Annotated in this window: 22 protein-coding genes and 1 pseudogene; 10 read left to right on the top strand and 13 right to left on the bottom strand. The window is 73.1% G+C overall.

Features of this window, described 5'->3' with window-relative positions; all coding sequences use genetic code 11:
* The first annotated feature begins 4 nt into the window (after positions 1-4).
* Positions 5-340: a winged helix-turn-helix domain-containing protein gene (locus tag OG710_RS23685; protein WP_330241091.1), complete on the top strand. Its 336-nt coding sequence runs from the start codon at positions 5-7 to the stop codon at positions 338-340.
* Positions 341-439: 99 nt separating this feature from the next.
* Here OG710_RS23685 and OG710_RS23690 read toward each other — a convergent pair whose 3' ends face one another.
* The gene (locus tag OG710_RS23690; protein WP_330241092.1) at positions 440-3634 is read right to left on the bottom strand and encodes a M20/M25/M40 family metallo-hydrolase; all 3195 of its coding nucleotides are present in this window, start codon (positions 3632-3634) and stop codon (positions 440-442) included.
* Positions 3635-4091: 457 nt separating this feature from the next.
* On the opposite strand from OG710_RS23690, the pseudogene OG710_RS23695 reads away from it, so the two are divergent.
* The 3 genes and pseudogenes from OG710_RS23695 to OG710_RS23705 form a co-directional block, all read left to right on the top strand.
* A pseudogene (locus OG710_RS23695) lies at positions 4092-4523 on the top strand (carbohydrate binding domain-containing protein); the annotation flags it as partial.
* 216 nt (positions 4524-4739) lie between these two features.
* Positions 4740-5657: a chitinase gene (locus OG710_RS23700; protein WP_241990193.1), complete on the top strand. Its 918-nt coding sequence runs from the start codon at positions 4740-4742 to the stop codon at positions 5655-5657.
* A gap of 219 nt (positions 5658-5876) precedes the next feature.
* Positions 5877-7793 (top strand): TerD family protein, encoded by a 1917-nt coding sequence (locus OG710_RS23705; protein ID WP_330241093.1) that lies wholly within the window; start codon positions 5877-5879, stop codon positions 7791-7793.
* Between the two features lie 61 nt (positions 7794-7854).
* Here the strand turns inward: OG710_RS23705 and OG710_RS23710 are convergent, their stop codons facing one another.
* Positions 7855-8130 carry a metal-sensitive transcriptional regulator gene (locus tag OG710_RS23710; protein WP_330241094.1) on the bottom strand — a complete coding sequence of 92 codons (276 nt, stop codon included), beginning with the start codon at positions 8128-8130 and terminating at the stop codon, positions 7855-7857.
* Between the two features lie 192 nt (positions 8131-8322).
* Between OG710_RS23710 and OG710_RS23715 the strand changes: the two genes are divergently transcribed.
* From OG710_RS23715 to OG710_RS23725, 3 genes are read left to right on the top strand one after another with little or no spacing between them, the layout of a single operon-like run.
* Positions 8323-10224 carry an alkyl/aryl-sulfatase gene (locus tag OG710_RS23715; protein WP_330241095.1) on the top strand — a complete coding sequence of 634 codons (1902 nt, stop codon included), beginning with the start codon at positions 8323-8325 and terminating at the stop codon, positions 10222-10224.
* Between the two features lie 38 nt (positions 10225-10262).
* Complete coding sequence (locus tag OG710_RS23720) at positions 10263-10718, top strand: SRPBCC family protein (RefSeq protein WP_330241096.1); 456 nt, start codon at positions 10263-10265, stop codon at positions 10716-10718.
* Between the two features lie 37 nt (positions 10719-10755).
* A complete protein-coding gene (locus OG710_RS23725) occupies positions 10756-12336 on the top strand; it encodes a phytoene desaturase family protein (RefSeq protein WP_330241097.1) in 1581 nt (526 codons plus the stop codon).
* A gap of 70 nt (positions 12337-12406) precedes the next feature.
* On the opposite strand, the gene OG710_RS23730 is transcribed toward OG710_RS23725, so the two are convergent.
* Positions 12407-13291: an SDR family oxidoreductase gene (locus tag OG710_RS23730; RefSeq protein ID WP_111338669.1), complete on the bottom strand. Its 885-nt coding sequence runs from the start codon at positions 13289-13291 to the stop codon at positions 12407-12409.
* Between the two features lie 230 nt (positions 13292-13521).
* On the opposite strand from OG710_RS23730, the gene OG710_RS23735 reads away from it, so the two are divergent.
* On the top strand, positions 13522-14211 hold the full coding sequence (locus OG710_RS23735) for a HemK2/MTQ2 family protein methyltransferase (RefSeq protein ID WP_330241098.1): 690 nt from the start codon (positions 13522-13524) through the stop codon (positions 14209-14211).
* Positions 14195-14413, top strand: coding sequence for a CDGSH iron-sulfur domain-containing protein (locus OG710_RS23740; RefSeq protein ID WP_330241099.1), 219 nt, complete (start codon positions 14195-14197; stop codon positions 14411-14413). Before OG710_RS23735 ends, OG710_RS23740 begins: the two co-directional genes overlap by 17 nt.
* Here the strand turns inward: OG710_RS23740 and OG710_RS23745 are convergent.
* From OG710_RS23745 to OG710_RS23770, 6 genes are read right to left on the bottom strand one after another with little or no spacing between them, the layout of a single operon-like run.
* Entirely contained in the window at positions 14410-15642 is a 1233-nt protein-coding gene (locus OG710_RS23745) for a cytochrome P450 family protein (protein WP_330241100.1), read from the bottom strand. The genes OG710_RS23740 and OG710_RS23745 overlap by 4 nt on opposite strands.
* 10 nt (positions 15643-15652) lie before the next feature.
* Positions 15653-16867 (bottom strand): cytochrome P450, encoded by a 1215-nt coding sequence (locus tag OG710_RS23750; protein WP_111338671.1) that lies wholly within the window; start codon positions 16865-16867, stop codon positions 15653-15655.
* The gene (locus tag OG710_RS23755; RefSeq protein WP_199563593.1) at positions 16864-17490 is read right to left on the bottom strand and encodes a GTP-binding protein; all 627 of its coding nucleotides are present in this window, start codon (positions 17488-17490) and stop codon (positions 16864-16866) included. Before OG710_RS23755 ends, OG710_RS23750 begins: the two co-directional genes overlap by 4 nt.
* Positions 17468-17794: a DUF742 domain-containing protein gene (locus OG710_RS23760; protein ID WP_330241101.1), complete on the bottom strand. Its 327-nt coding sequence runs from the start codon at positions 17792-17794 to the stop codon at positions 17468-17470. The genes OG710_RS23755 and OG710_RS23760 overlap by 23 nt, the downstream gene beginning before the upstream one ends.
* Before the next feature lie 23 nt (positions 17795-17817).
* On the bottom strand, positions 17818-18246 hold the full coding sequence (locus OG710_RS23765) for a roadblock/LC7 domain-containing protein (RefSeq protein WP_330241102.1): 429 nt from the start codon (positions 18244-18246) through the stop codon (positions 17818-17820).
* 2 nt (positions 18247-18248) lie between these two features.
* A complete protein-coding gene (locus OG710_RS23770; RefSeq protein ID WP_330241103.1) occupies positions 18249-19622 on the bottom strand; it encodes an ATP-binding protein in 1374 nt (457 codons plus the stop codon).
* Between the two features lie 418 nt (positions 19623-20040).
* Between OG710_RS23770 and OG710_RS23775 the strand changes: the two genes are divergently transcribed.
* Positions 20041-21258 (top strand): FAD-dependent monooxygenase, encoded by a 1218-nt coding sequence (locus OG710_RS23775; protein ID WP_330241104.1) that lies wholly within the window; start codon positions 20041-20043, stop codon positions 21256-21258.
* Here the strand turns inward: OG710_RS23775 and OG710_RS23780 are convergent.
* Genes OG710_RS23780 through OG710_RS23795 form a run of 4 tightly spaced genes read right to left on the bottom strand, consistent with a single transcriptional unit; the run spans position 21251 to position 26003 of the window.
* Positions 21251-21979 (bottom strand): ABC transporter ATP-binding protein, encoded by a 729-nt coding sequence (locus OG710_RS23780; RefSeq protein WP_330241105.1) that lies wholly within the window; start codon positions 21977-21979, stop codon positions 21251-21253. The genes OG710_RS23775 and OG710_RS23780 overlap by 8 nt on opposite strands.
* Before the next feature lie 10 nt (positions 21980-21989).
* Entirely contained in the window at positions 21990-22808 is an 819-nt protein-coding gene (locus OG710_RS23785; protein ID WP_330241106.1) for an ABC transporter ATP-binding protein, read from the bottom strand.
* Complete coding sequence (locus OG710_RS23790; RefSeq protein WP_330241107.1) at positions 22805-24793, bottom strand: ABC transporter permease; 1989 nt, start codon at positions 24791-24793, stop codon at positions 22805-22807. The genes OG710_RS23785 and OG710_RS23790 overlap by 4 nt, the downstream gene beginning before the upstream one ends.
* 1 nt (position 24794) lies before the next feature.
* Positions 24795-26003, bottom strand: coding sequence for an ABC transporter substrate-binding protein (locus tag OG710_RS23795; RefSeq protein WP_111338678.1), 1209 nt, complete (start codon positions 26001-26003; stop codon positions 24795-24797).
* Between the last annotated feature and the right edge of the window lie 65 nt (positions 26004-26068).

The raw sequence follows: 26068 nt of genomic DNA on the forward strand, positions 1-26068 counted from the left end.
GGCGGTGGGTACGCCCTTCGAGGAGCTCGCCGGCCTGGACCGGCTCATTCACGAACCCGGCCGGCTCGCCATCGTCTCGGCGCTGGCGGCCTGTGACAGCGCCGACTTCCTCTTCCTGCACCGGATCACCGGACTGTCGCGGGGCAACCTCAGCGCGCATCTGACCGTGCTGGAGAAGGCGGAGATCGTACGCGTCACCAAGGGGTTCTCCGGCAAGCGCCCGCGCACCTGGGTCGAACTGACGCCGCACGGGCGGCAGGCCGTCGCGGGGTACTGGGAGGGCATGGGCCGGCTGCGGGGCATGGTCGCCGAATGGCGACGGGAGGGCGGGGCCGAATGAGCCCGCGGCCGTGAGGTCGCGGATCGCGGCGGCCGAATGCCGGAGCCCGGCCGGCTTCCCTGGGGGAGGCCGGCCGGGCTCGTCGTTACTCAGTGGCGGTTACAGGCGCTGCCACAGGGCCGGGACGTTCGGCGGGTCCCAGCCGGGGTAGGCGGTGTGCCCCTGGAGGCAGCGGTAGCGGACGCCGTTGTAGGAGACGATGTCCCCCGCGGCGTAGGTCGCTCCGAGCTGCCAGGTGGTCTCGCCGGTGTCACCGGGCACCGTCAGGGTGTACGTGGTGGTGTGGGTGACTTCACCGGTGCCGGTCAGGGTCAGCGTGTAGCGGCCGCCGGCCGTGCCGTCCGCCACGTTGACGGTCGCGGTCGACGTCTGGCCGGAGGTGACCGACGACGGGCTGAAGCTGACGGTCACACCGGTGGGCAGGCCCGACGCCGAGAGGTTCACGGTCTGCGCGGAACCACTCGTGGTGGCCGTGGCGACCGAGACCGTGGCGGACGAGCCGGGGCTCACCGTGCCGGCCGACGGGTTGGCGTTGATCGAGAAGTCGTTGTTCGGGGTGGGCGTGTCCCCGACCGCGGTCTTCCAGATCGTGTAGGCGATGCCGTCCGCGGCGCGGTTCAGCGCCGTGGCGTTGATGTTGCTCGTGGTGTCGCACGAGGAGTGGTAGCAGGGGTCGTACGAACGACCGGCCGTACCGCCCCACTTGCTGGCCTCCGCGACCGACTTCGTCGCCGAGGCGCCGGTGGCGTAGCCGGAGGTCGGGATGCCGACCATCTGGAACGAGTAGTCGTCCGAGCGGCCCTGGCCCTCGACGTTCTCCTGCGGGGCGAGACCCAGCGAGTCCCAGTACGCCTTCATCGGCGCAGCGGCGGTCGAGTTCAGGTTGTTGACGAAGTAGCCGGCGTTGGTCGACGCGATCATGTCGAAGTTGTAGTACGCCTTGATCTTCGCGCGCTCCGTGCCGGACAGCGTCCGGGCGTAGAAGTCGGAGCCGTTCATGCCCTGCTCCTCGTCCGTCCACCAGGCGAAGCGGACCCGGTTCTTCATGGACGGGTCGTTCTGCGCCAGGCTGAGGGCGGTTTCGAGGAGTGCGGCCGAGCCGGAGCCGTTGTCGTTGATGCCGGGGCCCGCGGACACGCCGTCCAGGTGGGCACCGAACATGTAGACGTTGTTGGCGTCGCCCTTCGGCCACTCGGCGATCAGGTTGTTACCCGCGCCGGCCGAGCAACCGGAGGTGCAGGTCTGCTCGGTGACCGTGTAGCCGGCCGCCTCGAGCTTGCCCTTGACGTAGGCCAGCGAGGCCCGGTAGCCGTTGGTGGTGGCCCGGCGGTTGCCGCCGTTCTGCTGGGCGATGGTGTACAGCTGGGAGAGGTGACCCTGCACCTTCGCCACGTCGATGTCCGGCGGGGTCGTCGGGGTGCCGCCGCCACCGACCCGCAGCACGTACTGCGCGGTGTGCGTCTTGTCACCGCTGCGGCCCGTGACCGTGATCGTGTACGAGCCGGCGGTCGTGCCGGACGAGGTGGTGACGGTCATGGTGGAACTGCTGCCCGAGGTGACCGTGGACGGGCTGAACGAGACGTTCACCCCGGACGGCGCGCCGGAGGCGGTCAGCGCGATCTGCTGGGCGCTGCCCGACACCGTGTCGGTGGTCACCGTGGTGCGGGCCGACGAGCCCGGCTCCACGCTGCCCGAGGCGGGGCTCAGCGCCAGCGAGAAGTCGGTCTGGGTCGCGGTACAGGACGGGTCACCCGACTGGGCGCCCACGCTGATCGCGTTCCACGCGGCCTTGGTCCGGTCGAACAGGGCGCAGCTCGCGTCCATGTTCTTCGCGGCGGTCAGGGTGGCGGTCCGGTAGCGCTTGTACGTCATGCCGCTGGTCTTGAGCAGCATGCCGCCGTAGAAGATCTTGCCGGCGTTCTGGATGCCGACACCGGTGATGCTGGAGCCGTCGCAGGTGGAGCTGGACGGCTTGCCGCCGCCGGGGTTGGAGCCCTCGGCGAGCAGGTAGAACCAGTGGTTGAGCGGGCCCGCCGCCGCGTGCTCCTCGGTGTTCGGGATGGAGGCGGAGTAGCAGGCGGGGTGGCCGAGCGCGCCGGGGTTGTACATGTTGCGGATGGGTCCGCGGCCCTGCAGGTTGATCATCTCGCCGACGGTGTAGTCGGGGGTGTCGTAACCGGAGGGCTGGTTGGCGTACGCCTCGGTGAGGGCGCCCATGATGTCGCCGGTGGCCTCGCCCAGGCCGCTCTCGTGGTTGGCGCCGCCCGGCGTGAACGAGTCGAGCCCGTGCCCGTACTCGTGGGCGACGACGTCCATGCCGGCGATCCACTTGCCGGCGCTGTTGTGGCCGATGGTGACGGTGGAGCCGTCCCAGTAGGCGTTCAGGTCGTTGAGGCCGACGCGGGTCGGCCAGCTGCCGCCGTTGCCGTTGTGCCCGTTGCGGCCGAGCCACTCCTTGAGCATGTCCGACTGCTTCTGCGCCGCGTACATGACGTCGACACAGCCGGTCTCGCGGCTGGTCGCGTTGCCGGTGCCCCAGCTGTCGGTGGACTTGGTGAACACACCGCCGTTGTAGTCCGAGCACTGGAGTCCGGGGCGCGTGGTGTCGCGCAGGACGTACTGGCTGCCCGAGCGGGAGGTGTCGATGGTGAGCGGGTTCGGGCCGTTCCACTCGCTGTTGCCGGTGCCGGCCCGGACGTCGTCGTAGGTGTCGACGACCTTGCCGGTCTGCGCGTCGACGAAGACGTGCAGCTTGCTGGGCACGTTCTTCTTCGTCCGGCCCGTCAGCACGGTCTCCCAGACGAGGACCGGGTGGTCGTTCTCGATCCGGACCACCAGGCGGGGGGCGTCGGCCTTCTTGATCTTCGCCAGCCGGGAGCGGCTGGTCGACGCGGCCTGCTTCGCGGTGACCTTCGCCGTGGTCGGTACGGAGATCCTGGCCGTGGTCGCGGACTGCACCGAGCGGACCGTGCCCTCGCCGTCGGCGAGCACCACGGCGTCGCCGCCCACCACGGGCAGGCCGTTGTAGGTGCGTTCGTACGCGACCGCGAACAGGTTGTCGGTCCAGGGGATGACCTGGCTCCGGTCGTAGCGGTCGGCCGGGCCCTTCGCCAGCGCGTCCACGCCGCTGCCCGTGGCGCGGTCCGCGGCGGCCACCGCCGCCTCGACGGGCGAGGGTCTGGGCTTGCTCACCGGAGGTGAGGACGCCGGGGCGGCCGCGGCGAAGGGTATCGGCGACACCACCCCGAGGGTCATGGCCAGGGATGCTCCGGCCACCGCCAACTTCTTCAACATCAGGGCTCCTTGTGAGAGGTGATGGAAACCATCACAAGGTTTGTCATGAGTATGACAAACCCAACTGCCATAGGGGCGGGTGGAGTTGTCAGGTCCCCACCCGCCCGACCGGCATGACGTGCTGCCGGACAGGCCGCACCCTCACACTCGACCGGGCTTGCGTTCAAGCGATTCGGCGGGCGGTGACCCGTCTGTCAAGTTCCGGCAAGTGGCAGGCCGGATTGTCGTCCGTCTTTGGTCCAGACCTATTGACGGGCCCGTCCCCCGCTTCTACGATCCCGTCGATCGCCGCACTGCATATCCCCAGTTCGTGCGTCCACGCCCCCCTCACGCACGCTCACGCCCACGGCACGTGGCGAGAATGGAGCACAGCATGTTCCGTCGGAGGATTCGTACTCTCCCCGAGGCGGAAGCCGGGCATTCGACCGCCGCCCGCACCCCCCGCAGCTCGACCGTCATGACCCGTACGCTCGCCGGGGTGAGCGCCGCCACCGTCATCGGCGCCTGCGTCACCCTGGTCGGCACCGGTTCGGCCGGTGCCGCCACCACCAACCTGGTGACCAACTCCGGCTTCGAGAGCGGACTTTCCGGCTGGAACTGTGCCAACGGTTCGGGTGTGGTCACCAGCAGCCCCGCGCACTCCGGCTCGTCCGCGCTGAAGGCCACGCCGTCCGGCCTGGGCAACGCCCAGTGCACCCAGACGGTCAGCGTGCAGCCCAACTCGAAGTACACGCTGAGCGCCTTCGTCCAGGGCAGCTACGTGTACCTCGGCGCCAGCGGCACCGGAGCCACCAGCGAGCCGTCGACCTGGACCCCCAGCTCCGCCTCGTACAAGGAGCTGAGCGTCGACTTCACCACCGGCGCCAACACCACGTCGATCACGGTCTACCTGCACGGCTGGTACGGGACGCCCGCCTACTACGCGGACGACGTGTCGCTCACCGGCCCCGGTGGCTCGACGCCCCCGCCCACCTCCGAGCCGCCCACCTCGGAGCCGCCCACTTCCGAGCCGCCGACGTCGGAGCCGCCGACCTCCGAGCCGCCCACCTCCGAGCCTCCGGGTGACGCCACGTGCGCCACGAAGCCCAAGCCGACCGGCAAGGTCCTGCAGGGCTACTGGGAGAACTGGGACGGCGCCTCGAACGGCGTCCACCCGGGTATGGGCTGGGTGCCCATCTCCGACAGCCGGATCAAGCAGCACGGCTACAACGTCATCAACGCCGCCTTCCCGGTGATCCTCTCGGACGGAACCGTCCTGTGGGAGGACGGCATGGACGCGACCGTGAAGGTGTCCACGCCGGCGGAGATGTGTGAGGCCAAGGCGAACGGCGCCACGATCCTGATGTCCATCGGCGGCGCGACCGCGGGCATCGACCTCTCGTCGAGCAAGGTCGCCGACCGCTTCGTGGAGACGGTCGTCCCGATCCTCAAGAAGTACAACTTCGACGGGATCGACATCGACATCGAGACCGGCCTGTCCGGCAGCGGCAACATCAACACGCTGTCCGCCTCCCAGTCCAACCTGATCCGCATCATCGACGGCGTGCTCGCCAAGATGCCGGCCGGCTTCGGTCTGACGATGGCGCCCGAGACCGCGTACGTCACCGGCGGCAGCGTCACCTACGGCTCCATCTGGGGCTCGTACCTGCCGATCATCAAGAAGTACGCGGACAACGGCCGCCTGTGGTGGCTGAACATGCAGTACTACAACGGCAGCATGTACGGCTGCTCCGGCGACTCGTACAGCGCCGGCACCGTGGAGGGCTTCGTCGCCCAGACCACCTGCCTCAACAACGGCCTGACCATCCAGGGCACCACGATCAAGGTGCCCTACGACAAGCAGGTGCCCGGCCTCCCGGCCCAGCCCGGCGCGGGCGGCGGCTACATGGCGCCCAGCCAGGTCAGCCAGGCGTGGAACTCGTTCAACGGCTCGCTCAAGGGCCTCATGACGTGGTCCCTCAACTGGGACGGCTCGAAGGGCTGGTCCTTCGGCAACAACGTCAAGGGCCTCCAGGGCCGCTAGGCCCGAAGTGACAACCTGATCCACCCCGTCGACCGGAGCCGTCCACCGCCGCAAGGCACCCGGACGGCTCCGGCCGCACGTCAGGGCACGAATGCCGCAGCGCGGCGGAGGCTCTGTGCGTGCCGGTCGGGGTGGTTCTTCACGAGTGCCTCACGAATTGCACGCGGTTTGTGCGAAAATCCCACCCGGTCGATCATCGTCGTGGAGGGGGAGCCTCGTATGGCCCTGTTGGCGTCGGACGTGAAGTGGCCCGCCCAGCCCGACTACTTCCACGAGTGGGCGCTCGTCGACGTGGAGACCTCCGGACTGCGGCCCGGCCGGGACCGGGTCCTCTCGCTCGCGGTCCTCACGCTGGACGCCTACGGCAACCGGACGGGGGAGTACGCGACGCTCCTGAACCCGGGGTGCGATCCCGGACCGGTGCACGTCCACGGGCTCACCCCGGACCGGCTCGCCGGTGCGCCCACCTTCGAGGAGGTCGCGCCGAAGCTGGGGGCGCTCCTGAGCAAGCGCGTCATGGTCGCCCACAACGCCCAGTTCGACTACGACTTCCTGGCGCACGAGTTCGCCCGGGTCAGGTCCTGGATGCCGGTGAGCAGGCGGTTGTGCACCCTGGCCCTGAACCGGCTGGTCGGGCCCGCGACGGCCGACCTCAAGCTGGGGACCCTCGCCCGGCATTACGGGGTGCGCCAGGAGCGCGCCCACGACGCGCAGGACGACGTACGCGTCCTCTCCGGCATCCTGCGCGGTTCGCTGGGCGCCGCCGAGCAACTCGGCCTGGCCCTGCCGCTCCTGGACTGCCCGCCGCGCCAGGACTACAAGCCCTTCGTGCCCAAGACGCCCTGCGCCTATCTGAATCCGGGGCGGCTGACGCCCGGCGGGCCGCTGGTCCAGGGCATGAAGATCGCCGTCACCGGGGACACCGGCATGTCCCGCGAGGAGCTGGTCGCCCGGTCGGTGGCGGCCGGGCTGAACGTGATGACCTCGGTCAGCCGCCACACGAGCGCCGTCGTCACCAACGACCCCGGCTCCGGATCGTCCAAGCTGCGGCGCGCCGTGGAGGAGGGTGTGCCGCTCCTGGACGAGCCGGCCTACCTCCGGCTGCTGGAGAGCGTGCGGCCGGGCCGGGCGAAGGGCGCGGTGCGGGAACGCGGCGGGGCGGTGACGGCGGTGAAGGCGGTCACGGCGGTCACGGCGGCGACGGCGGCGACGGCCCCCGCCGTTCCGGCGCAGCGGGAGGCCGCGCCGGACGCCCCGGCGGCCCGCTCCGATGTGCCCGCGGCCCGTACGGACGCCCCCGCCGCGACCCCCGCACCCCGCTCCGCACCCGCCGACCGCAAGGGTCGCCCGCTCACCGGGCGGCGGGTCCTGGTGCTCGGCGGCGGCCACGAGGAGGCCGCCGAGGCGCGCGCCCGCGCCCTGTACATGGGTGCCTCCGCGGCGGTCAACCTCTCGGCCACCGTGTCCGACGTGGTCGTCCTCCCCGGCGGTGAGGCGGACCGGCGCATGAAACGCGTCACGGCGCTCGGCCTCCCCGTCCACGCCCCGGAGTGGCTGCTCGCCCCGGCTCCCGCGGTGGTGACCGAGCTGGTCCCGGGGGCGGCCGGAAGTCCCGCGGTACTGGTCAGGGGCGCCGTCCTCGATCTCGCGGACACCGGGGAGCCGTGGGCCGTCTCCGCGATGTGGCGTCAGCAGACCCCGTGCGACGTGGACGTCGTCGCCTTCGTCGTCGACGCCGGGGAGCAGGTGCAGGGGGACGAGGACTTCGTCTTCTACGGGGCGCCCGAGCACCCCGACGGGACCGTGCGGCTCGCCACGGACGGTCCGACCGAGCAGGTCGTCAGCGTGGACCTGGCCCGGCTGCCCCTGGAGGCCCACCGGGTCGTGGTGGCGGCGGCGATCGACGGGACCGCGTGCTTCTCCGACGTCGGAGCGCTGGAGATCACCGCCACCTGTGGAGTCGGCGCCGCCCCGGAGGCCCGAGCCACCCTCGATGCCGCCACCACCGAACGCACCCTGATCCTCGCCGAGCTCTACCGCCGCGGCGAGGGCTGGCGGATGCGGGTCGTCGGGCAGGGGTACGACCACGGCCTGGCCGACCTCGCCCGGGGCTACGGCGTCGACATCGCGGACTGAGGACCGCCGGACGACCGGGGGGCGCCTGCCCGTCCGGGAACGCGGAAGGAGCGCCCCGCCGTCACGCCAGGGAGAGGAACAGCTTCTCCAGGCGGGTGCGCATCTGGTTGCGGTCCACGGCGGGCTGCTCCTCGGCCATGCACTGCTGAAGGCCGGTCGCGATGATCGCGAAACCCGCCCGGTCGAGCGCGCGCGAGACCGCCGCCAGCTGCGTGATCACGTCCTCGCAGTCCCGGCCTTCCTCGATCATCTTGATGATCCCGGCGATCTGGCCCTGCGCCCGCTTCAAACGGTTGAGCGCCGACTTCAGCTCCTCGGCCGCCATGTCCAGCTGCACGGTACCTCCCTGTTCATACCCCGAGGGGTATAGCGTACCGCGTTCGGCGCCCGACCGGCCCGGACCGCCGTGCCCGGCCTCCCCGTACGGCGTACACCCGCTTGTGGGCCGCGGCACACCGGGTGAGGGTGGCGGTGCCCAGGGTTCGCCAGGGGGCCGGATGCCCAGGCCGTCCCCGCGAGGGAGACCAGCATGCCGCAGGATGCCGGGAGCAGGCCCGCCGAGCGGGCCGTCGCCGAAGCCAACCGGGCCGTCCGGCGCGACTACCCCTTCGCCGACACCCAGGACCTGGAGGACGCCCGGCACGGCTTCATGGGCACGGCACCGGACCCCCTCGTCCGCGACGCCGCCGGAAGCGTGGTCTGGGACATCGAGGCGTACGGCTTCCTCGACCAGGACTGCCCGGACACCGCCAACCCCAGCCTGTGGCGGCAGAGCCGGCTGTGCTCCGAGCACGGCCTGTTCGAGGTGACCGCGGGCATCTACCAGGTCCGCGGCTTCGACCTCTCCAATATGACGCTCGTCGAGGGCGAACGCGGCGTCCTCGTCATCGACCCCCTGGTCTGCGCCCCCACGGCCGCCGCCGCACTCGCGCTCTACCGCGCCCACCGGGGCGAGCGGCCCGTGACCGGAGTGCTGTACACCCACAGCCACGTCGACCACTTCGGCGGGGTGCGCGGGGTGCTGACCGACGAAGCCGTGGCGGGCGGGGTCCCGGTGCTCGCCCCCGAGGGCTTCCTGGAGCACGCCGTCAGCGAGAACGTCTACGCGGGCGCCGCCATGAGCCGCCGCGCCGCCTTCATGTACGGCGCCGCCCTGCCCAAGGGGCCCCGCGGCCAGATCGGCGCCGGCCTCGGGCAGAGCGTCTCGACCGGCGCGCCCGGCCTGATCCCGCCCACCCTCGACATCACCCGCACCGGCCAGACGGAGACCGTGGACGGCATCCGGATGGTGTTCCAGCTCACCCCCGGCACCGAGGCTCCGGCCGAGCTGAACATCCACTTCCCGGACTTCTCCGCCCTGTGCATGGCGGAGAACGCCACGCACAACCTGCACAATCTGCTGACCCTGCGCGGCGCCGAGGTCCGCGACCCGCACGTCTGGTCCCGCTACCTCACCGAGTCGATCAGCCTCTTCGGTGAACTCTCCGACGTGGCCTTCGCCTCCCACCACTGGCCCGTCCGGGGCCGCGAGCGGGTGATCACCTTCCTCTCGGAGCAGCGCGACGTGTACGCGTACCTCCACGACCAGGTGCTGCGCCTGCTCAACCGGGGCCTGACGGCGGCGGAGATCGCCGAGGAGATCGTGATGCCGCCCGCCCTGGAGCGCGCCTGGCACACCCACGGCTACTACGGCTCCGTCAGCCACAACGCCAAGGCCGTCCACCAGCGCTACCTCGGCTGGTACGACGGCAACCCGGCGCACCTGTGGCAGCACCCGCCGGTCGCGGCGGCCCGGCGGTACGTGGAGTTCATGGGCGGCGCCGACGCCGTCCTGGACCGGGCCCGGCGCTGCTTCGACGAGGGCGACTACCGCTGGGTGGTGGAGGTCGTCAACCATGTGGTCTTCGCCGACCCCGGCAACATGCGGGCCCGCGCCCTGCAGGCCGACGCCCTGGAGCAGCTGGGCTACGGCAGCGAGAACGGCACCTGGCGCAACGTCTGTCTGATGGGCGCCCGCGAACTGCGCCACGGCAGCCTCGGCACCCCCACCACCACCGCGTCGCCCGACGTCATGGCCGCCCTCACCCTGGACCAGCTGGTCGACGCGATCGCCGTCCGGGTCAATGGCCCCCGCGCCTGGGACGCCGACATCACCATCCGCTGGGACGTCAACGGCGCCGAACCCCTCACGACCCGGCTGCGCAACGGCGTCCTCACGCGGGTCACAGGGCCCGGCCCGGCCGCGGGCGAGCCCGACCTCACCATCGCCCTGGCGGAGGCCGATCTGCGGGACGTCCTGACCGGCGCGGTCCCGCCCGGCGACCTGGCGTCCCGGCCGGGCGTCGAGGCCACCGGGGACATCGGCCGGCTCACCGAACTCCTCGGCCACCTCGACGACCCCGACCCCGACTTCGCCATCGTCACCCCCTGACCGCCCGCCCCCATCGACGACGACGCCCGGAGGACCCGATGGCCGTACGACACCGCTTGATCGAAGCCACGGTGGCGGACGTGTGGAGGGTGCTCGCCGACCCCTCGCGCTACAGCGACTGGGTGGTGGGAACCTCCGACTCGCGACCCCGCCGGGGCGCCTGGCCCGAGGTCGGCGCCAGCCTCACGTACACCCTCGGCATCGGCCGGTGGTCCGTGCGAGGCCGGACCATTGTGCGCCGGTGCGAGGCCCCGCACGTGCTGGAACTGGAGGCCGACAGCGGGCGCGTCGGCACGGCCCGGATCGCCATCGAAGTACGCCAGTGGGGCGACAACGCCCTGGTCACCCTGGACGAACACCCCCTGCGCGGCCCTGCGGGCAAGCTCCACAACACCGTCATCGACGCCGTGATCCAGCTGCGCCACCGCAGCGTCCTGGCCCGGCTGGCCGACACCGTCGAGGCGTCCCCCGCGGGCGCACGCGAAGCGGTCTGACCGCACCTTCCTCGGCTCCCCGAACCTGGAGGCATCGATGCCGGACGCCGTCGTCATCGGCGCGGGCCCCAACGGGCTCGTCGCGGCGAACATCCTCGCCGGCGCGGGGTGGAGCGTGGAGGTGCTGGAGGCGCAGCCGGAACCCGGCGGGGCCGTCCGCAGCGACCGCGGGGTGCATCCCGACTACGTCTCCGACCTGTTCAGCGCCTTCTACCCGCTGGCGGCGGCCTCCCCGGTCATCGGCGGGCTCGACCTCGGCGAGGAGGGACTGCGCTGGTCGCGCGCCCCCCGCGTCCTCGCCCACCCGCTGCCGGACGGGCGGTGCGCCGTCCTGGAGGGCGACGCGGGGGAGACGGCGGCGGGGCTCGACGCTTTCGCCGGGGGCGACGGGGCGGCGTGGCTGGAGCTGTGCGCCACCTGGGACGGGGTGCGCCGCGATCTGCTGGGGGCGCTGTTCACGCCGTTCCCGCCGGTGCGCTCCGCCGTCCGCCTGGCCGCCCGGCTCCGCGCCGCCGGCGGTCTCCGGCTCGCCCGGACCCTGCTGCTGCCCGTACGCCGGCTGGGCGAGGAACGGTTCGGCGGCGAGGCGGCCCGGCTGCTGCTCGCGGGCAGCGCCCTGCACGCGGACCTCGGCCCGGAGGCGGCGGGCAGCGGCGGCTTCGGCTGGCTGATGTCCATGCTCGGACAGACCTACGGATTCCCGGTGCCGGTCGGCGGCGCGGGCGCGCTCACGGCCGCCCTGGTCCGGCGGCTGGAGAGGCACGGCGGCGTGGTCCGCTGCGGCGAGCCGGTGACCGAGGTCGTCGTGCGCCAGGGACGCGCCGTCGGCGTACGCACCGCGCACGGCGAGGCCGTGCCCGCCGCCCGCGCCGTACTCGCCGATGTGTCGGCGCCCGCGCTCTACACCCGGCTCGTGGCCGCCCGGCATCTGCCCGGCCGGCTCCTGGACGACCTGCGCCGCTTCCAGTGGGACTTCGCCACGTTCAAGGTGGACTGGGCGCTCGACGCCCCGGTGCCCTGGACCGCCCGCCCCGCCGCCACGGCGGGCACCGTGCATCTCGCGGACGGCGTGGACGGCCTCACCCGGTTCGCCGCGCAGATCGCCATGGGGCAGGTGCCCGACCGGCCGTTCCTCCTCTTCGGCCAGATGAGCACCGCCGACGCCACCCGCTCCCCGGCCGGCACCGAGTCCGCCTGGGCATACACCCACGTCCCGCACCGCGTCAGGGGCGACGCGGGCGACGACGGACTGAGCGGGCGGTGGGATAGGGGCGAACAGGAGACCATGGCCGACCGCATGGAGCGCGAGGTGGAGCGCTGGGCCCCCGGCTTCCGCTCCCGTATCGTCGCCCGCCGCCTGCTGGCACCCCCGACCATCGAATCCATGGACGCCAACCTTTCCGGCGGCGCGATCAACGGCGGTACGGCGTCGGCGCACCAGCAACTGGTGTTCCGCCCGACACCGGGCACCGGCCGGCCGGAGACCCCGGTCCGGGGCCTGTACCTGGCCTCCGCCTCGGCGCACCCCGGTGGCGGCGTGCACGGAGCGCCGGGTGCCAACGCGGCACGGGCGGCGCTGCGCGGGGGAACGCTGAAGCGGCTGGTACGGCGGGGCTGAGGCTACGCGGGCAGGGCGCCCGGTCCCACGGGCCGCCCCGCGCCCGGCTCCTCAGCCCCGCGCCGCCACGTCAGGCCGGGTCCGGCGGGCCGGCCGCCGCCGCTTCCGCCGCCCGGCCGCCCGCGCCCAGCAGGCCCGTCGCCGTGAACTGGGAGCGGGTCAGCTCCTTGCGGGTCGCGCGGGCGACCACTCCCGGCAGCCCGGCCCGCACCGCCTGCACCCCGCGCAGCCACCCCGGCACGTACACCGACGGCGACCGCCGCTCCACCGCCCCGACCACGCGCCGGGCCACGTGCGGCGCGGAATACGTCCGGCGGGCGGGCGGCGGCATGTGCGCGCGCAGCTCGCGCAGCACCGGGTACCGGTCGGCGTCCCGGATCATGTCCGTGTCGATCCAGTTCAGGTACGCGATGCCGACCCCGACACCGTGCGGGGCCAGCTCCGCGCGCAGCGAGTGGCACAGCGCCTCCACGCCCGACTTCGACGCGCAGTACGCGCTCATCATCGGCGCGGCCCCGATGGCGGCCAGCGAGGCGATCTGGAGGTAGTGCCCGCGGGTGTCCAGGAGCTGCGGCAGGAACACGCGGGCGGTGACCGCGCTGCCCACGAGGTTGACCTCGATCACGCGCCGCCAGCTCGCCGGATCGGACTCCGCGAACGGACCGCCCTCGGCCACGCCCGCGTTGGCCACGACCACCGACGCGGGTCCGAGCCTGCGGCGTACCTCCTCGGCGACGCGCGCCATCGCGGCGTCGTCCGTGACGTCCACGTGCCAGTGCCCGGAGGGTGCCGGGAGCGTGCCCGCCACCCGCGCGAGCGCCTCCTCCTCCAGGCCGAGCAGGGCCACGCGCGCACCGCGGGCCGCCAGCTCGCGGGCCACGGCCTTCCCGAGGCCGCGCGCCCCGCCGGTCACCACGGCCGTACGGCCCCGCAGCGGGTGCTTCCGGTAGGTCACGGGACTCCTTCGCGCTCTCGCAGGGCCGGGCACGCCCGGTTCCCGGCCATGGTCACCCGAGGCCGCCGGATGTGCGCGGCGGGAGGGTCCGGGCATGGGGCGGCCGGGGCGGGGCACGAGGCCGGAAGCCGCCCCCGGGTCGCGCCGGGCGGCGGGCACGTTCACTCTGGACGGGATGGGCCCGCGCCGGTGAGGAACGAGAACCGCCTTCCCCCGCATGGAGGATTCGGATGACGACGACTGCCGCCGCACCGCCCGTGGACCTGGGCCGGCTGTGGACGCTCCCCGGCGTCTACGCGCCCCAGGCCGACACCCAGCTGCTGGCCCGGGCGGTCGAGGCCGAGGGGGTCACCGCCGGGATGGACGTCCTCGACGTCTGCACGGGCAGCGGAGCGCTCGCCCTGCTCGCCGCGCGCAGCGGCGCACGCGTCTGCGCGATCGACATCTCCCGGCGCGCCGTGCTCACCGCCCGGATGAACGCCGCCCGCGCCGGCCACCGCCTGCGCGTCCTGCGCGGCGACCTCACCGGACCCGTCGCCGCGCACCGCTTCGACCTGGTCGTGAGCAACCCGCCCTACGTACCGGCCCCGGCCGGTGGACGCACCCGCCCCCACGGCCCCGAGATCGCGTGGGACGCGGGGACGGGCGGCCGACTGGCCCTGGACCGCATCTGCGCCCGCGCCCCCGGCCTCCTGCGCCCGAACGGCACGCTGCTCCTGGTCCACTCCGGGCTGTGCGGGGTGACGGAGACCCTGGACCGGCTTACCGCGAGCGGGCTGCGCTGCGCGGTGACCGGCCGGGCCGCCGTCCCCTTCGGCCCGGTGATGACCGAACGGCTGCCGTGGCTGCGCGCCCGGGGCCTCGTCGGCCCCCACGACGACACCGAGGAACTGGTGGTCATCCGTGCCCAACGAAGCTGACCGTCCCCGCCGCCTCACCGTCGAACCGGGCGGCCCGGTCCTGATCGAGGGCCCGGTCGAGATCGTCCGGGAGGACGGCACGCTCGCGCGGTCCGACCGCTTCATGGTCGCCGTCTGCACCTGCCGCCGCAGCCGCACCCAGCCCTGGTGCGACACCAGCCACCGCCGCCGCACCAGACCGCCTGGCGCGACGGGAGGCTAGTCGCCGGCCGGGCGCAGAAGCACCGGAAGCGTCTGGTGGCCGTTGGTGATCAGGGACGGTACGGGGCGCAGGTCCTCGGCCGGGACGGCGAGGCGGGCGTCGGGGAAGCGGGCGAAGAACTGCTGGAGGGCGGTGACGACCTCCAGGCGGGCGAGCGGGGCGCCGAGGCAGAAGTGGATGCCGTGCCCGAAGGCCAGGTGCTCCTTGGACGGGCGGGTGACGTCGAACGCGTCCGCGCTCTCGCCGTGCCAGTCCGGGTGGCGGTTGGCGGGGGCGTACGAGGCGAGGATCGCCTCCCCCTTCGCGATCACCCCGCCACCGGGCAGCGGGATGTCGGAGAGCGCGTAGCGCAGGGGGATGTGCTTGACCGCCGGCTCGTGGCGCAGCGTCTCCTCGACCACGTCGTTCCAGTCGGCGCGACCGGCGCGCAGATGGGCGAGCTGGTCCGGGCGGGTCAGCAGGGCGGTGACCGCCTGGTCGATGACGTTGACCGTGGTCTCGTACCCGGCGGAGATCATGAGGAGGAGCGTGTCGCGCAGCTCCTCGTCGCCGAGCCGGCCGCCGTCGCCCTCCTCGTCGCGGGTGGCGAGCAGCAGCGAGGTCATGTCGTCGCCGGGCAGGGCCCGCTTGGCGAGGATGAGCTGGTCCAGCGCCTGGTAGAGGGAGGCCGTGTTCGCGGTGGCCTCCTCGACGGTGAGCGTGGTGTCGAAGACGCCGTCCACGACGGACCGGAAGCCGTCGAGCTGGTCCTCGGGCACGCCCATGAGCCGGCCGATCACCGCGATGGGCAACGGGTAGGCCAGTTCCGTGCGGAGGTCGACGACCTCACCGGCCGGCCGGGCGGCGAGACCGTCGATCAGTTCGGCGACGATCTTCTCCACGGAGATCCGCAGGTCCTGGATGCGGCGGGCGCTGAACGCGGGCGCGATCATCCGGCGCAGCCGCCTGTGGTCGCCGCCGTACGCGGTGAACATGTTGTTCACCGCGACCCACAGGGCGAGCGGCCAGGTGGCCACGGTCTCCGCGAAGGCCGGCCAGTGGGCGCGGGCGTCCTTGGAGACCTCGGAGCTGGTCAGCAGCTCCTTGAGGAGGAACGGATCGCTGACCGACCACGCGGTCACGCCGAGGACGTCGACACGGGTGGCGGGGCCGCGCTCGCGCAGCGCCCGGTACTCCGCGTGGCGGTCGGCGCCGGCGGGGTCGAGGACGAGGATCGGCTGCTCGGACATGGCGATTCCTTCATCGGTGGGAGGCATCGAAGACGATCGGGAGGGACTCCAGTGCACGGTGGAACGGCCCCGGCCGCCACCGCAGTTCGTCCGCCGGGACCGCGAGGTCCATCTCGGGGAGGGCGTCGAGCAGATGCGTGACCGCGGTCTCCGCGATCAGATACGCGTGGGAGCGGGCCGGACAGGTGTGCGGGCCGATGCTCCACGCCAGATGGGCCCGGTTGCCGGCGATGCCGCCGGGGGCCCGTGCGATGGCCGGGTCGTTGTTGCAGGCGGCCATCGAGATCAGGACCGGCTGGTGGGCGGGGAGCAGCACACCGTCCACGTCGGCCGGATAGGGGGGATAGGTGATGCAGTAGTTCGCCATCGGCGGGTCCGTGTAGAGGACGGTGTCCAGCGCGTCCCGCACGGTGGAGTGCCCGGCGTGCAGCCCGGCGGAGAACTCCTCGTCGACGAGGATCTTCAGCTGGGTGTTGGCGATCAGATTGGTCAGCGGCTCGATGCCGGCCCCGTACAGCGTGACCAGCTGGTGGCCCATCTCCTCGTCGCTCAGCCGCGCCGAGTGGGCGACGAGCCGGCTGGTGATGTCGTCGGCCGGGTGGTTCCGGCGCAGCGCGACCAGGTCGGCGACGGCCTGGCCGAGGATCTCGTTGCCCCGCTGGGCGTCGGTGGCCTCGAAGATCCGGGACATCCCGTCGGCGATCCGCGCCCCGATCTCGTCGGGGCAGCCGAGCAGGGAGCTGAGGACGCGGAACGCGATCGGCCAGGCGTACTGGGTGAGCACATCGGCGCGGCCCGCCGTGACGAACTCCGCGACGGCGCTCGCCGCCAGCTCCTCCACCCGGGCCCGCAGCGCGTGCTGGTCCACGGCGTCGATGGCGGAGGTGTTGGCGGCCCGGTAGCGGGCGTGGGCGGTGCCGCTGCTGCGCAGGGCGTTGGGCCGCCACTCCATCATCGGCCGCACCGGACAGGTGGCCGGCACCCCCTCCTGCCAGACCCGCGGGTCGGAGGGGAAGTACAGCGGATCGTTGAGGATGCGCCGGGCCTGGAAGTAGCCGATCACCAGCGTGGCGGGAATGCCCGGCGACAGCTCGACCGGCACCAGCGGCCCGTACGACTCCCGCATCCGCCCGTACGCGCCGTGCGGATCGGCGGCGAACGCCGGATCGTAGAGGGCGACCCGGCCGGACGGGGCCGACGGCAGGGTGATGCTGGGGGACGTCATGGGGTGGGCTCCAGGGAGAGGGCCGTACGGTGTGCGGCGAGGTATTCCGTGAGCGTGATCAGGGCGTACACGCACGAGGTGCGGTCCCGCGCGTCACAGGTGGTCAGCGGCGTCGCCGGGTCCAGGGCGAGCGCCTCGCGGATCTCGTGCAGGGCGTACGCGGGCGCCTCCGGGAAGACGTTGATCGCGACCGCGTACGGGATGCCCTGGTCCTCCAGGAGCCCCAGCGCCTCGTGGCTCGCGTCCAGGTCGCGGGTGTCGGCCAGCACCAGGCAGCCGAGCGCGCCGTGCGCCATGTCCTCCCACAGCGGCTGGAAACGCACCTGGCCGGGCAGTCCGAACAGATAGAGCGCGAGGGCGCCGCCCGCCAGGTGGATACGGCCGAAATCCATCCCCACGGTCGTGGTCGTCTTGTCCGGTACGCCCCGCAGGTCGTCCACCCCGGCACTGTCCTGGGTGATCGGCTCCTCCATCCGCAGCGGTCTGACCTCCGAGACACTGCCGATGAGGGTCGTCTTGCCGACGCCGAAGCCGCCGGCGATCACGATCTTGGCGGACCTGGTCACCGTGACCGGCACGTACGCGATGCCGTTCGGTGAGTCAGACCAGTTCTCGCAGTCCATCAAGCACCTTCTGCAGGAGGTCGTTTCGGGGCTGGTCGTCGGCGGCGGCCGCCGGGCTGGCCAGATGGCCGCTGTCCATGAGGGACGACACGATGATCCGGACCGTGGACGGCGGCAGTTGCAGCGCCGCCGCGATGTCGGCGACGGCCAGACCGCCCCGCCCCACCGCGAACAGGCCCATCACCCGGCGCGCGTCGGGTCCCAGCTCACCGGTCGGGCCCGGCGCGGCGACCATCACGCTCTCCAGGCGCACATCCCGGTCCGGGCGGACCCGGCCGCCCGTGCGGACGTACGGCCGGACCATGTCCGGATCGTGCCGTGGGCCACTCATGCGACGGAGCCCCCGTCCGTCCGGCCCACCGGCATCCGCTCCGCCGTCCCCAGCTGCTCGCCCAACCGCACCACCAGCAGCGCCATGTGGTGGCTGATCAGGCCGACGTCGGCGTGCGGGCCCGTGGTGACGACCGACAGCATGGTGTGCTGCCCCGCGGCGGTCGTCAGGCCGATCGTGGACACGGACTCGATCAGCTGCTGGCGCACGCCCTGCCCGCCGGTGAACTCGTCCCAGGCCCGGCCCGACGCGCGCAGCGACGCGGTCAGCGCCGCCAGCTTCTCGCCGTCCTCCTGGCTGATGGTGCGGGTCCGGGCCTTGAGCAGCCCGTCGCCGCTCATCAGCACGGCGTACCGGACGCCCTCCACCGACCCCAGCTGCTCGTCCAGCAGCCAGCCCAGGGTGTTCGCGTGCGTGTCCGACATGATCAACGTCCTTCGTCCGTACGAGGGGGGTTCTGGTTGTCCCGGCTGCGGCGGCTGCCCGCCATCCACGCGGCGGCCACCGCCGGCCTGCCCGGCTCGACGGCCGGTTCGGGCCCCGGCCGCGCCCCGGCGGCCGGCCGCGTACCGCGCCGGCGGACGGTGAGCCCACTGGCCGTGGTGGCGGGCGCGGGCTGCGGCGCGGACTGCGGCACCGCCTCCGGGACGGCCGGCTGCGCGAGCTGCGGGACGGTCTGCCGGGACGGCTGCGGCGCGGACGCCGGCCTGGACGGCCCCGGCGTCGTGAGCAGCGACTGCGGCAGCACGATGATCGCGCGGGTGCCCCCGTACAGGTTGGGCGCCGTCAGCTCGACGCGGAAGCCGTACTGATGGGCCAGCACCGAGGCCACCCGCAGCCCCGTCTGCGGATAGGCGCCCAGCCGCGTGATGTCGTCCCGCTGCTCACCGGACATCACCCGGCGTGCCCAGGTCAGCCGCTCGTCCTCCATCCGCAGCCCCGCGTCGTCCACGACGAGGAACGCCGCGTTCGCCCCGTGCTCCAGGGAGACGTGCACCCGCGCGTTGGGCGGCGAGTAGCGCAGCGCGTTGTCCAGCAGCACCGACAGCGTGTGCACGACGGCCTCCACGGCCCGGCTCTGCACCGCGAAGGCCTCCAGGTCCGTGTGCTGGACGCGCTGATAGCCCTCGACCCGGCCCATCGCCGTACGGACGACATCGGTGAGCGTGGTCGCCGGCCAGCGCCGCGACAGCTTGTCCCCGGCCAGCACGCCGTAGCCGGACGCGGTCAGCAGCATCTGCTGCGCCAGGTGGTCCAGCTCGACCAGCGTCGCGTACGCCTCGTCCGAGACATGGCGCCGCACCCCGGCGCTGATCGTGCTGCTCAGCTTCGCCGCGCGGTGCACGGTGCTGGAGGCGAAGGCGCGCACCGCGGCGCGCGCCACGTCCACCGACTCCTGCCGCACTTGGACGATCCGGCGCTCCGTCTCCGCACGGGCGGCGGCGCGCTGCTCCTCCGCGGCGTTCTGCGCGAGCTGCCCCGCCACGGCGATCGCCGACCGGATCTGACCGGCCAGGGTGCTGAGCGCCGAGGCCAGCTGGGTGTGCGCCAGCTGCGGCGGAACGGCGAGATCCGGCTGGAGGGCGCGGCCGGTCTGCGCGTCGGCGGCGGCCGACTGGACGACGCTGCGGGAGATGTGTGCCACGTACTGCTCGGCTGCCCGCATCTGCTGCGCGAACTGGTCGCGCTGCTGACGCAGCTCCTCGGCCCGGCGCCGCTCGGCACGGGCCCGGCTCAGGAACCAGAGCGAGGCGCAGCCTCCCGCCGCCAGCGCGAGCAGGATCAGTATCGGTTCGGTCATGGGGTCCTCGCGGAGATCGGGGGACGGTTCCGCCGGCCGCGCGGGCGCCGGCGGACATGCCGGTGCCCCGGACGCCGCGGCCGGAGCACCCGCTTCCGGGTAAGGGGAGTGAACTCGCTTCGACGGGCCGCTCGTTCAGCGGCTTCCGGGGCCGGCGGGTCGTCTTCGCAACGCGTCACGACCGGTGCCGGGGCCGGACGCCGGAAGGGGAGATGAGCGGTTGACCGGCGAGGGGGACATGACAGAACCCTAAACACAGATGACCAAGAAGCGCACGGTGAAGGCCAGTTGACGATGTATCGGTGGCTGAAAAGTGGAACCGATGGCGGCTCGCGACCGTCCGGGGTGCCCTCGTTAGGATGCGGTTCGGCGCCCGACCGGGCGGACGGCCGGGACATCGAGTGAGTGGAGACCAGTCATGCGTGGAGGCAGCATCGCCGTGGTCGGCGGGAGCATAGCGGGGTGTGCCACGGCCCTGGCCCTGTCGCGCGGCGGAGCGGACCGGGTCACCGTCCTCGAACGCGCCGACGCCGAACTCCGGGACCGGGGCGTCGGGATCGGCCTGCAGAACGACCGCTACGAGGAGCTGAGAGCGGCCGGCTACCTGGCCCCCGAGATGCCCTGGGCGCCGCTGACCCGGCGCGTGTGGAGCGTACGCGACGGGGACGCCCACCACGGACGGGCCATCGGGCAGCAGCCGTTCCCCTTCCGCGCCTACAACTGGGGCTCCCTGTGGAGCGAGTTGCGCCGCCGGGTGCCCGCGGACGTCGACTACCGCTCCGGGGCCGCCGTCACCGCCGTGGAACCCGCCGGCGACGAAGTGACCGTGCGCCTCGCGGACGGGCACGAGGAGCGCTTCGACCTCGTCATCGGCGCCGACGGCTACCGCTCGGTGGTCCGCGAGGCCATGTTCCCCGGCATCAGCCCCCAGTACGCCGGATACATCGGCTGGCGCGGCACCACCGAGGACGTCGAGGGGCTGCCCTCGGACGGCCTCGACGCCCACAACCTCGTCTTCCCCGGCGGCCACTGCATGAGCTACCGCATCCCGGACGGCTCCGGCGGCCACCGCCTCAACTGGGTCCTCTACACCACGCCCCCGCAGACGGACGGCCTCCACCCGGACCTGCGCACCCCGACCTCCCTGCCGCCCGGCCGCCTCAACTCCGAACTGACCGACTGGCTGCGCGCCCTCGTCGCCGAGCACTTCCCGCCGTTCTGGGCGGCCAAGATCCTCGGCACGCCCGCCGGGACCACCTTCATCCAGCCCATCTACGACCTGGTCGTCCCGCACTACACCTCGGGCCGGATGGCGCTCGTGGGCGACGCCGCCAGCATCGCCCGGCCGCACGTCGGCGCCGGCAGTGTGAAGGCCCTCCAGGACGCCACCGCCCTGGAGGCCGCCCGGACCGCGGGCGACGACTGGAAGGACGTCCTGGAGCGCTACGACGCCGCCCGCGGCCCGGTCGGCTCCGCGATGGTCGCCCTCGCCCGCCGGATGGGCAGCAGCCAGGTCGAGGCCACCCCGGACTGGTCCGCCATGGACCAGTCCGGGTTCGACGCCTGGTGGCAGGAGCAGAACAGCGGCTCCGACCGCAGCAGCGGCTTCGGCGGCCACAGCCTCAAGGTCAGGTAGCCGCCGGCGCCAGCTCCAGCGCGGCGTGCAGCGCGGTCGGGTCCTCGCGCGCCTCCGCCCCGTCCAGCCGCAGCGCCACCCGCCCCGACGTCAGAACCGTCAGCGTGTGCGCGCACCGCGCCGCCGTCGCCGGACTCGGCGACACCAGGAGTACGGCGATGCCCTCGTCGGCCAGCGTGGTCACCAGCTCGTGCACCTGGCGCACCAGCGCCGGGGCGAGCCCCTCCGTGGGCTCGTCGAGCAGCAGCACACTCGGCGAACCGAGCAGCGCGCGGGCCAGCGCCAGCATCTGCTGCTCCCCGCCCGACAGGTCCGTGCCCCGGTTGTTCCGGCGCTCGCCCAGCCGGGGCAGCAGGTCGAGGACCCGCTCCGGCGTCCACACGCTGGGCCGCGAGGTGTCGCCCCGGCGCGGCGGCCGGTGCGAGAGCCGCAGATGCTCGGCGACGCTGAGGTTGGCGAAGACCCGGCGGCCCTGCGGGACGAGACCGATCCCGGCGCGGGCGATCCGGTGCGCCGGCCGGCCCGTCACCTCCCGGCCGGCCAGCCGTACGCTGCCCGCGTCCGGGCGCATCAGACCGGCGACGGTGTGGACGAGCGTCGTCTTGCCCGCGCCGTTGTGGCCGACGACGGCGTGCACCGTGCCGGCGGGCACGGCCAGGTCGAGGCCGTGGAGGACCGTGCCGCCGTGGTAGCCCGCGGTCAGGCCCGTGAGTTCGAGCATCGGGGGTCGGTCATCCTCTCGCTTCGGTGGAGCCGGTGACGGGGGCGGCTGCCGCACCGGCCGCCGCGCCCGTGTTGTGGTAGGCGTCGCGCACCTCGGGATGGGCCAGCGCCTCCCGCGTCGGCCCGGTGACGAGCACCCGCCCGGCCGCCAGCACCGTCACCGACGTGGCGACCTGGGCGACCACCTCGACGTGGTGCTCCACGAGCACGACCGCCACGCTCTCGGGCAGGGCGCCGAGGATCGCGAGCAGCCGGCCGATGTCGCCGTCGGTCAGCCCGGCCGCCGGCTCGTCCAGGAGCAGCAGCCGCGGATCGCCCGCCAGGGCCGCCGCGAGGTCGAGCATGCGCCGCTGCCCGTGCGACAGCGTGGCGGCCGGCCGGTGCGCCAGGTCCGCGAGCCCGACCGTCTCCAGATGCTGCCCGGCCGACTCGGTGTGCAGCCGGTAGCGGGACCGGCTGCGCCAGGCACCCCGGCGCCGGGGGTGGTGCGCCCAGCCGGCCAGCACGATGTTGTCCAGCACCGTCAGCTCGCCGATGACGGACGGCTGCTGGAAGCTGCGCGCGATGCCCAGCCGGCTGCGCCTGGCGGTGGACGCGCGGGTGACGTCGGCACCGTTCAGGACGATGGTGCCCCGGTCGGGCCGGTCGGTGCCGGCGATGAGGTTGAGCAGGGTCGTCTTGCCGGCGCCGTTGGGGCCGATCACGGCGTGCCGGGCGCCCGCGGGCAGCCGCAGCGACACGTCGTCGACGGCGGTGAGGCTGCCGTACCTGCGGGTGAGGTGGTCGAGGTCCAGCACGGGGGGCGTGGCTTCGGGTACGGGCGTCATGGGGAGACCTTCCCGGAGGATGCGGCGGGCACGGGGCGGCCGGGGGCGGCGCGCAGTCCGGCCAGGCCGCGCGGCAGCAGATACACGGCGGCCACGAACAGCACCCCGAGCAGCAGCGGCCCGTGGCCGGGCCAGGAACCGGCGACCCAGTCCCGGGTGAACACGATCAGCCCGACACCCAGCAGCGCGCCGACGACCGACGTCGTCCCGCCGATGACGACGGCGAGCAGGGCGAACGCGGCGATCTCGAAGCCCACATCGGCGGGGGAGAGGTACTGCTGGACGGTGACCATCAGCGAACCGCCCACCCCGGCCAGCGCACCGGCGCAGATGTGGGCCACCAGCAGATAGCGCCCCACCGGATGCCCCGAGGCACGCATCCGCGCCTCGGCGCCGCGCGTGCCGGTCAGCAGCTTCCCGGCCGGGGAGCGCAGCACCAGCAGCGTGATCGCGACGGCGACCACGGCCACCACGGCCGCGTACACGTACAGTTCGCGCTCCTCGGTCATGCCCTCGCCGCCCCACAGGGCCCGGGTGGCGGGGAAGCCGACGAGGCCGTCCGCGCCGCCGGTGACGGACTTGACCTGGTTGATCACCGCGCTCGTCAGCTCACCGATCGCAAGGGTGATCATCAGCACGGTGGTGCCGCGCGCCCGGATCACCGCGGGCCCGGTCACCGCCGAGAACACCGCGGCGGCGAGCGCCGAGAGGACGATCTGGACCGGGCCCACCGTCCACCCGGCGTCGGCCAGGTTGGCGGTGGCGTACGCGCCCACGGCGAACGGGGCGGTCTGCCCGAGGGTGGGCAGTCCGGCGTACCCGGTCAGGACGGTGACGCTGACCGCGAGCAGCCCGAGCGCCAGCGCGGACCCGGCCAGCGAGATGCTGTACGCGTCCAGCACACCGGGCAGCGCGAACAGGACGGCGAGCAGCACCAGCAGCGGGACCGCCTGCCGCCACCCGGCCGTGCGCAGCCACGCCCCGAGCCGGCCGGGGGCCGCCGGGGCGGCGGCCTCCGGGACCGGTGCGGGCGCCGCCGCGCGCGGCCGGTTCCGCCACCGGGCGGCCAGGAGCCGGCGCAGCCGGGCGACCGGGTCGGTGTCCGGGCCGCGCTCCTCGTGCGCCGCCGGTTCGGCGAAGCGGGAGCGGAACACGAGGACCGCCGCCATCGCGGCGAACAGCAGGTACGGCGCCAGGTCCGGCAGCACCGAAACACCCAGGGTCTGCACCTCGCCCACGGCGATCGCCGCCGCGAACGTCGCCCACAGCGAGCGCAGCCCGCCCAGGACGACCACCACGAGGGACAGCATCAGCACGTTCTCGGAGGTGCCGGGCCCCGGCCCGATGATCGGCGCCCCCAGCACGCCCGCCGCACCGGCCAGCGCGCCCGCGGCCGCGAGCACACCGATGTGCACGGCGCGGGGGCTGTGGCCGGTGGCGGCGAGCATCTGGGGGTCGTCCGCCGACGCGCGCACCGCCGCGCCCACCCGGGTCCGGGTCAGCACCCACGTACCGAAGGCCGCCAGGGCGACGGCCATCGCGATGAAGCCGAGCCGGTAGGCGGGGTAGCGGTGGCCCAGCAGATGGACCGACGAGTCGAGCGCGCCGGGGACCCGCACCGGTAGCTCGTCCGCTCCGAAGAGCTGGATGAGCAGGTCCCCGCCGACCAGGGCGATGCCGAAGGTCAGCAGGGCCTGAGCGAGATGCCCACGCCGGGCGAGCGGCATCGTCGCGGCGGAGAGGCCCGCCCCGGCGAGTGCCGCGGCCGCCGTTCCGGCGGCCAGTCCGAGGGCGAGGCCGCCCCAGGTTCCGTCGCTCAGCTCGGCGCCGGTGTAGGCGCCGATCGCGTACAGCATGCCGTGCGAGAGGTTGAGTACGCCGGCGGTGCCGAACGCGAGGCTCAGGCCGGCGGCGACGACGAACAGCAGCAGCCCGTAGGCCACGCCGTCGACCGCCGGCACGAGGTGGGCATCGAGAAGCTCCATGTCAGCCGCCGAGCGTCGCCAGGTCCTGGACCATGACGTTGGACAGCTGGTTGCCGTCCGAGCGCACCTGGCGCAGGTACCACGTCTGCACCGGCGCGTGCGCCTTCTCGCTGAACTCCCAGTTGCCGCGCGGGCTGTCGATCTGGCCCAGGCCCGCGATGGCCTTGTTGATGGTCTCCGGGGTGACCTCGCCCTTCTTGTCCGCGTCCGCGATCGCCTTGTCGAGCACGGCCGCGGCGTCGTAGGAGGACATCGCGTACGTGGTCGGCTGGGTGTCGTGCTCGGCGGTCCAGTCGGCGGCGAACTTGCGGTTGGCAGCGTTGTCGAGGTCCGGCGCGTAGTTCAGGACGGAGTAGATGCCCTTGGCGGCCGGGCCCTCGGCCTGGAGCACGCTGCCCTCGGTGACGAACGCCGTGTACAGCGGCAGGTCGGCGATGTCGGACTGGGCGTACTGCTTGGCGAAGTCGATGGCCGCCTTGCCCGCGTAGAAGCAGTAGACCGCCTTGGCGTCGGTCTTGGCGATCTCCGCGAAGTACGGCATGAAGTTGGTGGTCTGCGGGAACGGCGTCCACTTGGTCTTGCCGTCCGGGTTGGCCAGCTTGCCGCCGACGCGCTTGAACTCGTCGGTGAACCCGCGCAGTTCGTCGTAGCCACCCTGGTAGTCCGGACCGATCGCGTAGACCGGGCCGTCCACCTTCTCCTTGACGTACGGGGCGATGGCCTTGCCCGGTTCGTCGGACATGAAGCTCGTCGTCCACACGTACTCGGGGTCCTTGACCTCGGGACGGGCGTTGGAGCCGAGGAAGGGGATCTTGGCCTGGGTGACCAGCGGCAGGACGGCGTTGACCGAGCCGCCGCTGACGAGGCCGGTCAGGACGTCGACCTTGTCCTTCTTGACCAGCTTGGTGGCGGCCGGCACGGCGGTGGGCGGGCCGTCGCCCTCGTCGGCCACGATCAGGTCGACCTTGCGGCCGCCGAGTTTGTTGTCGTGCGTCTTCAGATACAGCTCGAAGCCGGCCCGCAGATCGGTGCCGACGGGCTTGTAGGTGCCGGAAAGCGAGGCGACCAGACCGATCTTGACCGTCTCGTCGCCGGAACCGCTGTCGCCGCTGCAACCGGTGACGGCGGCGAGACCCAGGGCGAGGGCGGCCGCGCCCGCCGGCCGGATGAATCTGCGGTGACGGGTACGGCGGGATATGTCGAAGAACATGTGGGCTCTCATCGGGGGTGTGTGAGGTGGACAACGGTGTGACCCGACCGCGGAGCGAGCGCTCC

It is taken from the genome of Streptomyces sp. NBC_00525 (assembly GCF_036346595.1).
In the GTDB taxonomy this organism is placed as follows: Bacteria; Actinomycetota; Actinomycetes; order Streptomycetales; family Streptomycetaceae; genus Streptomyces.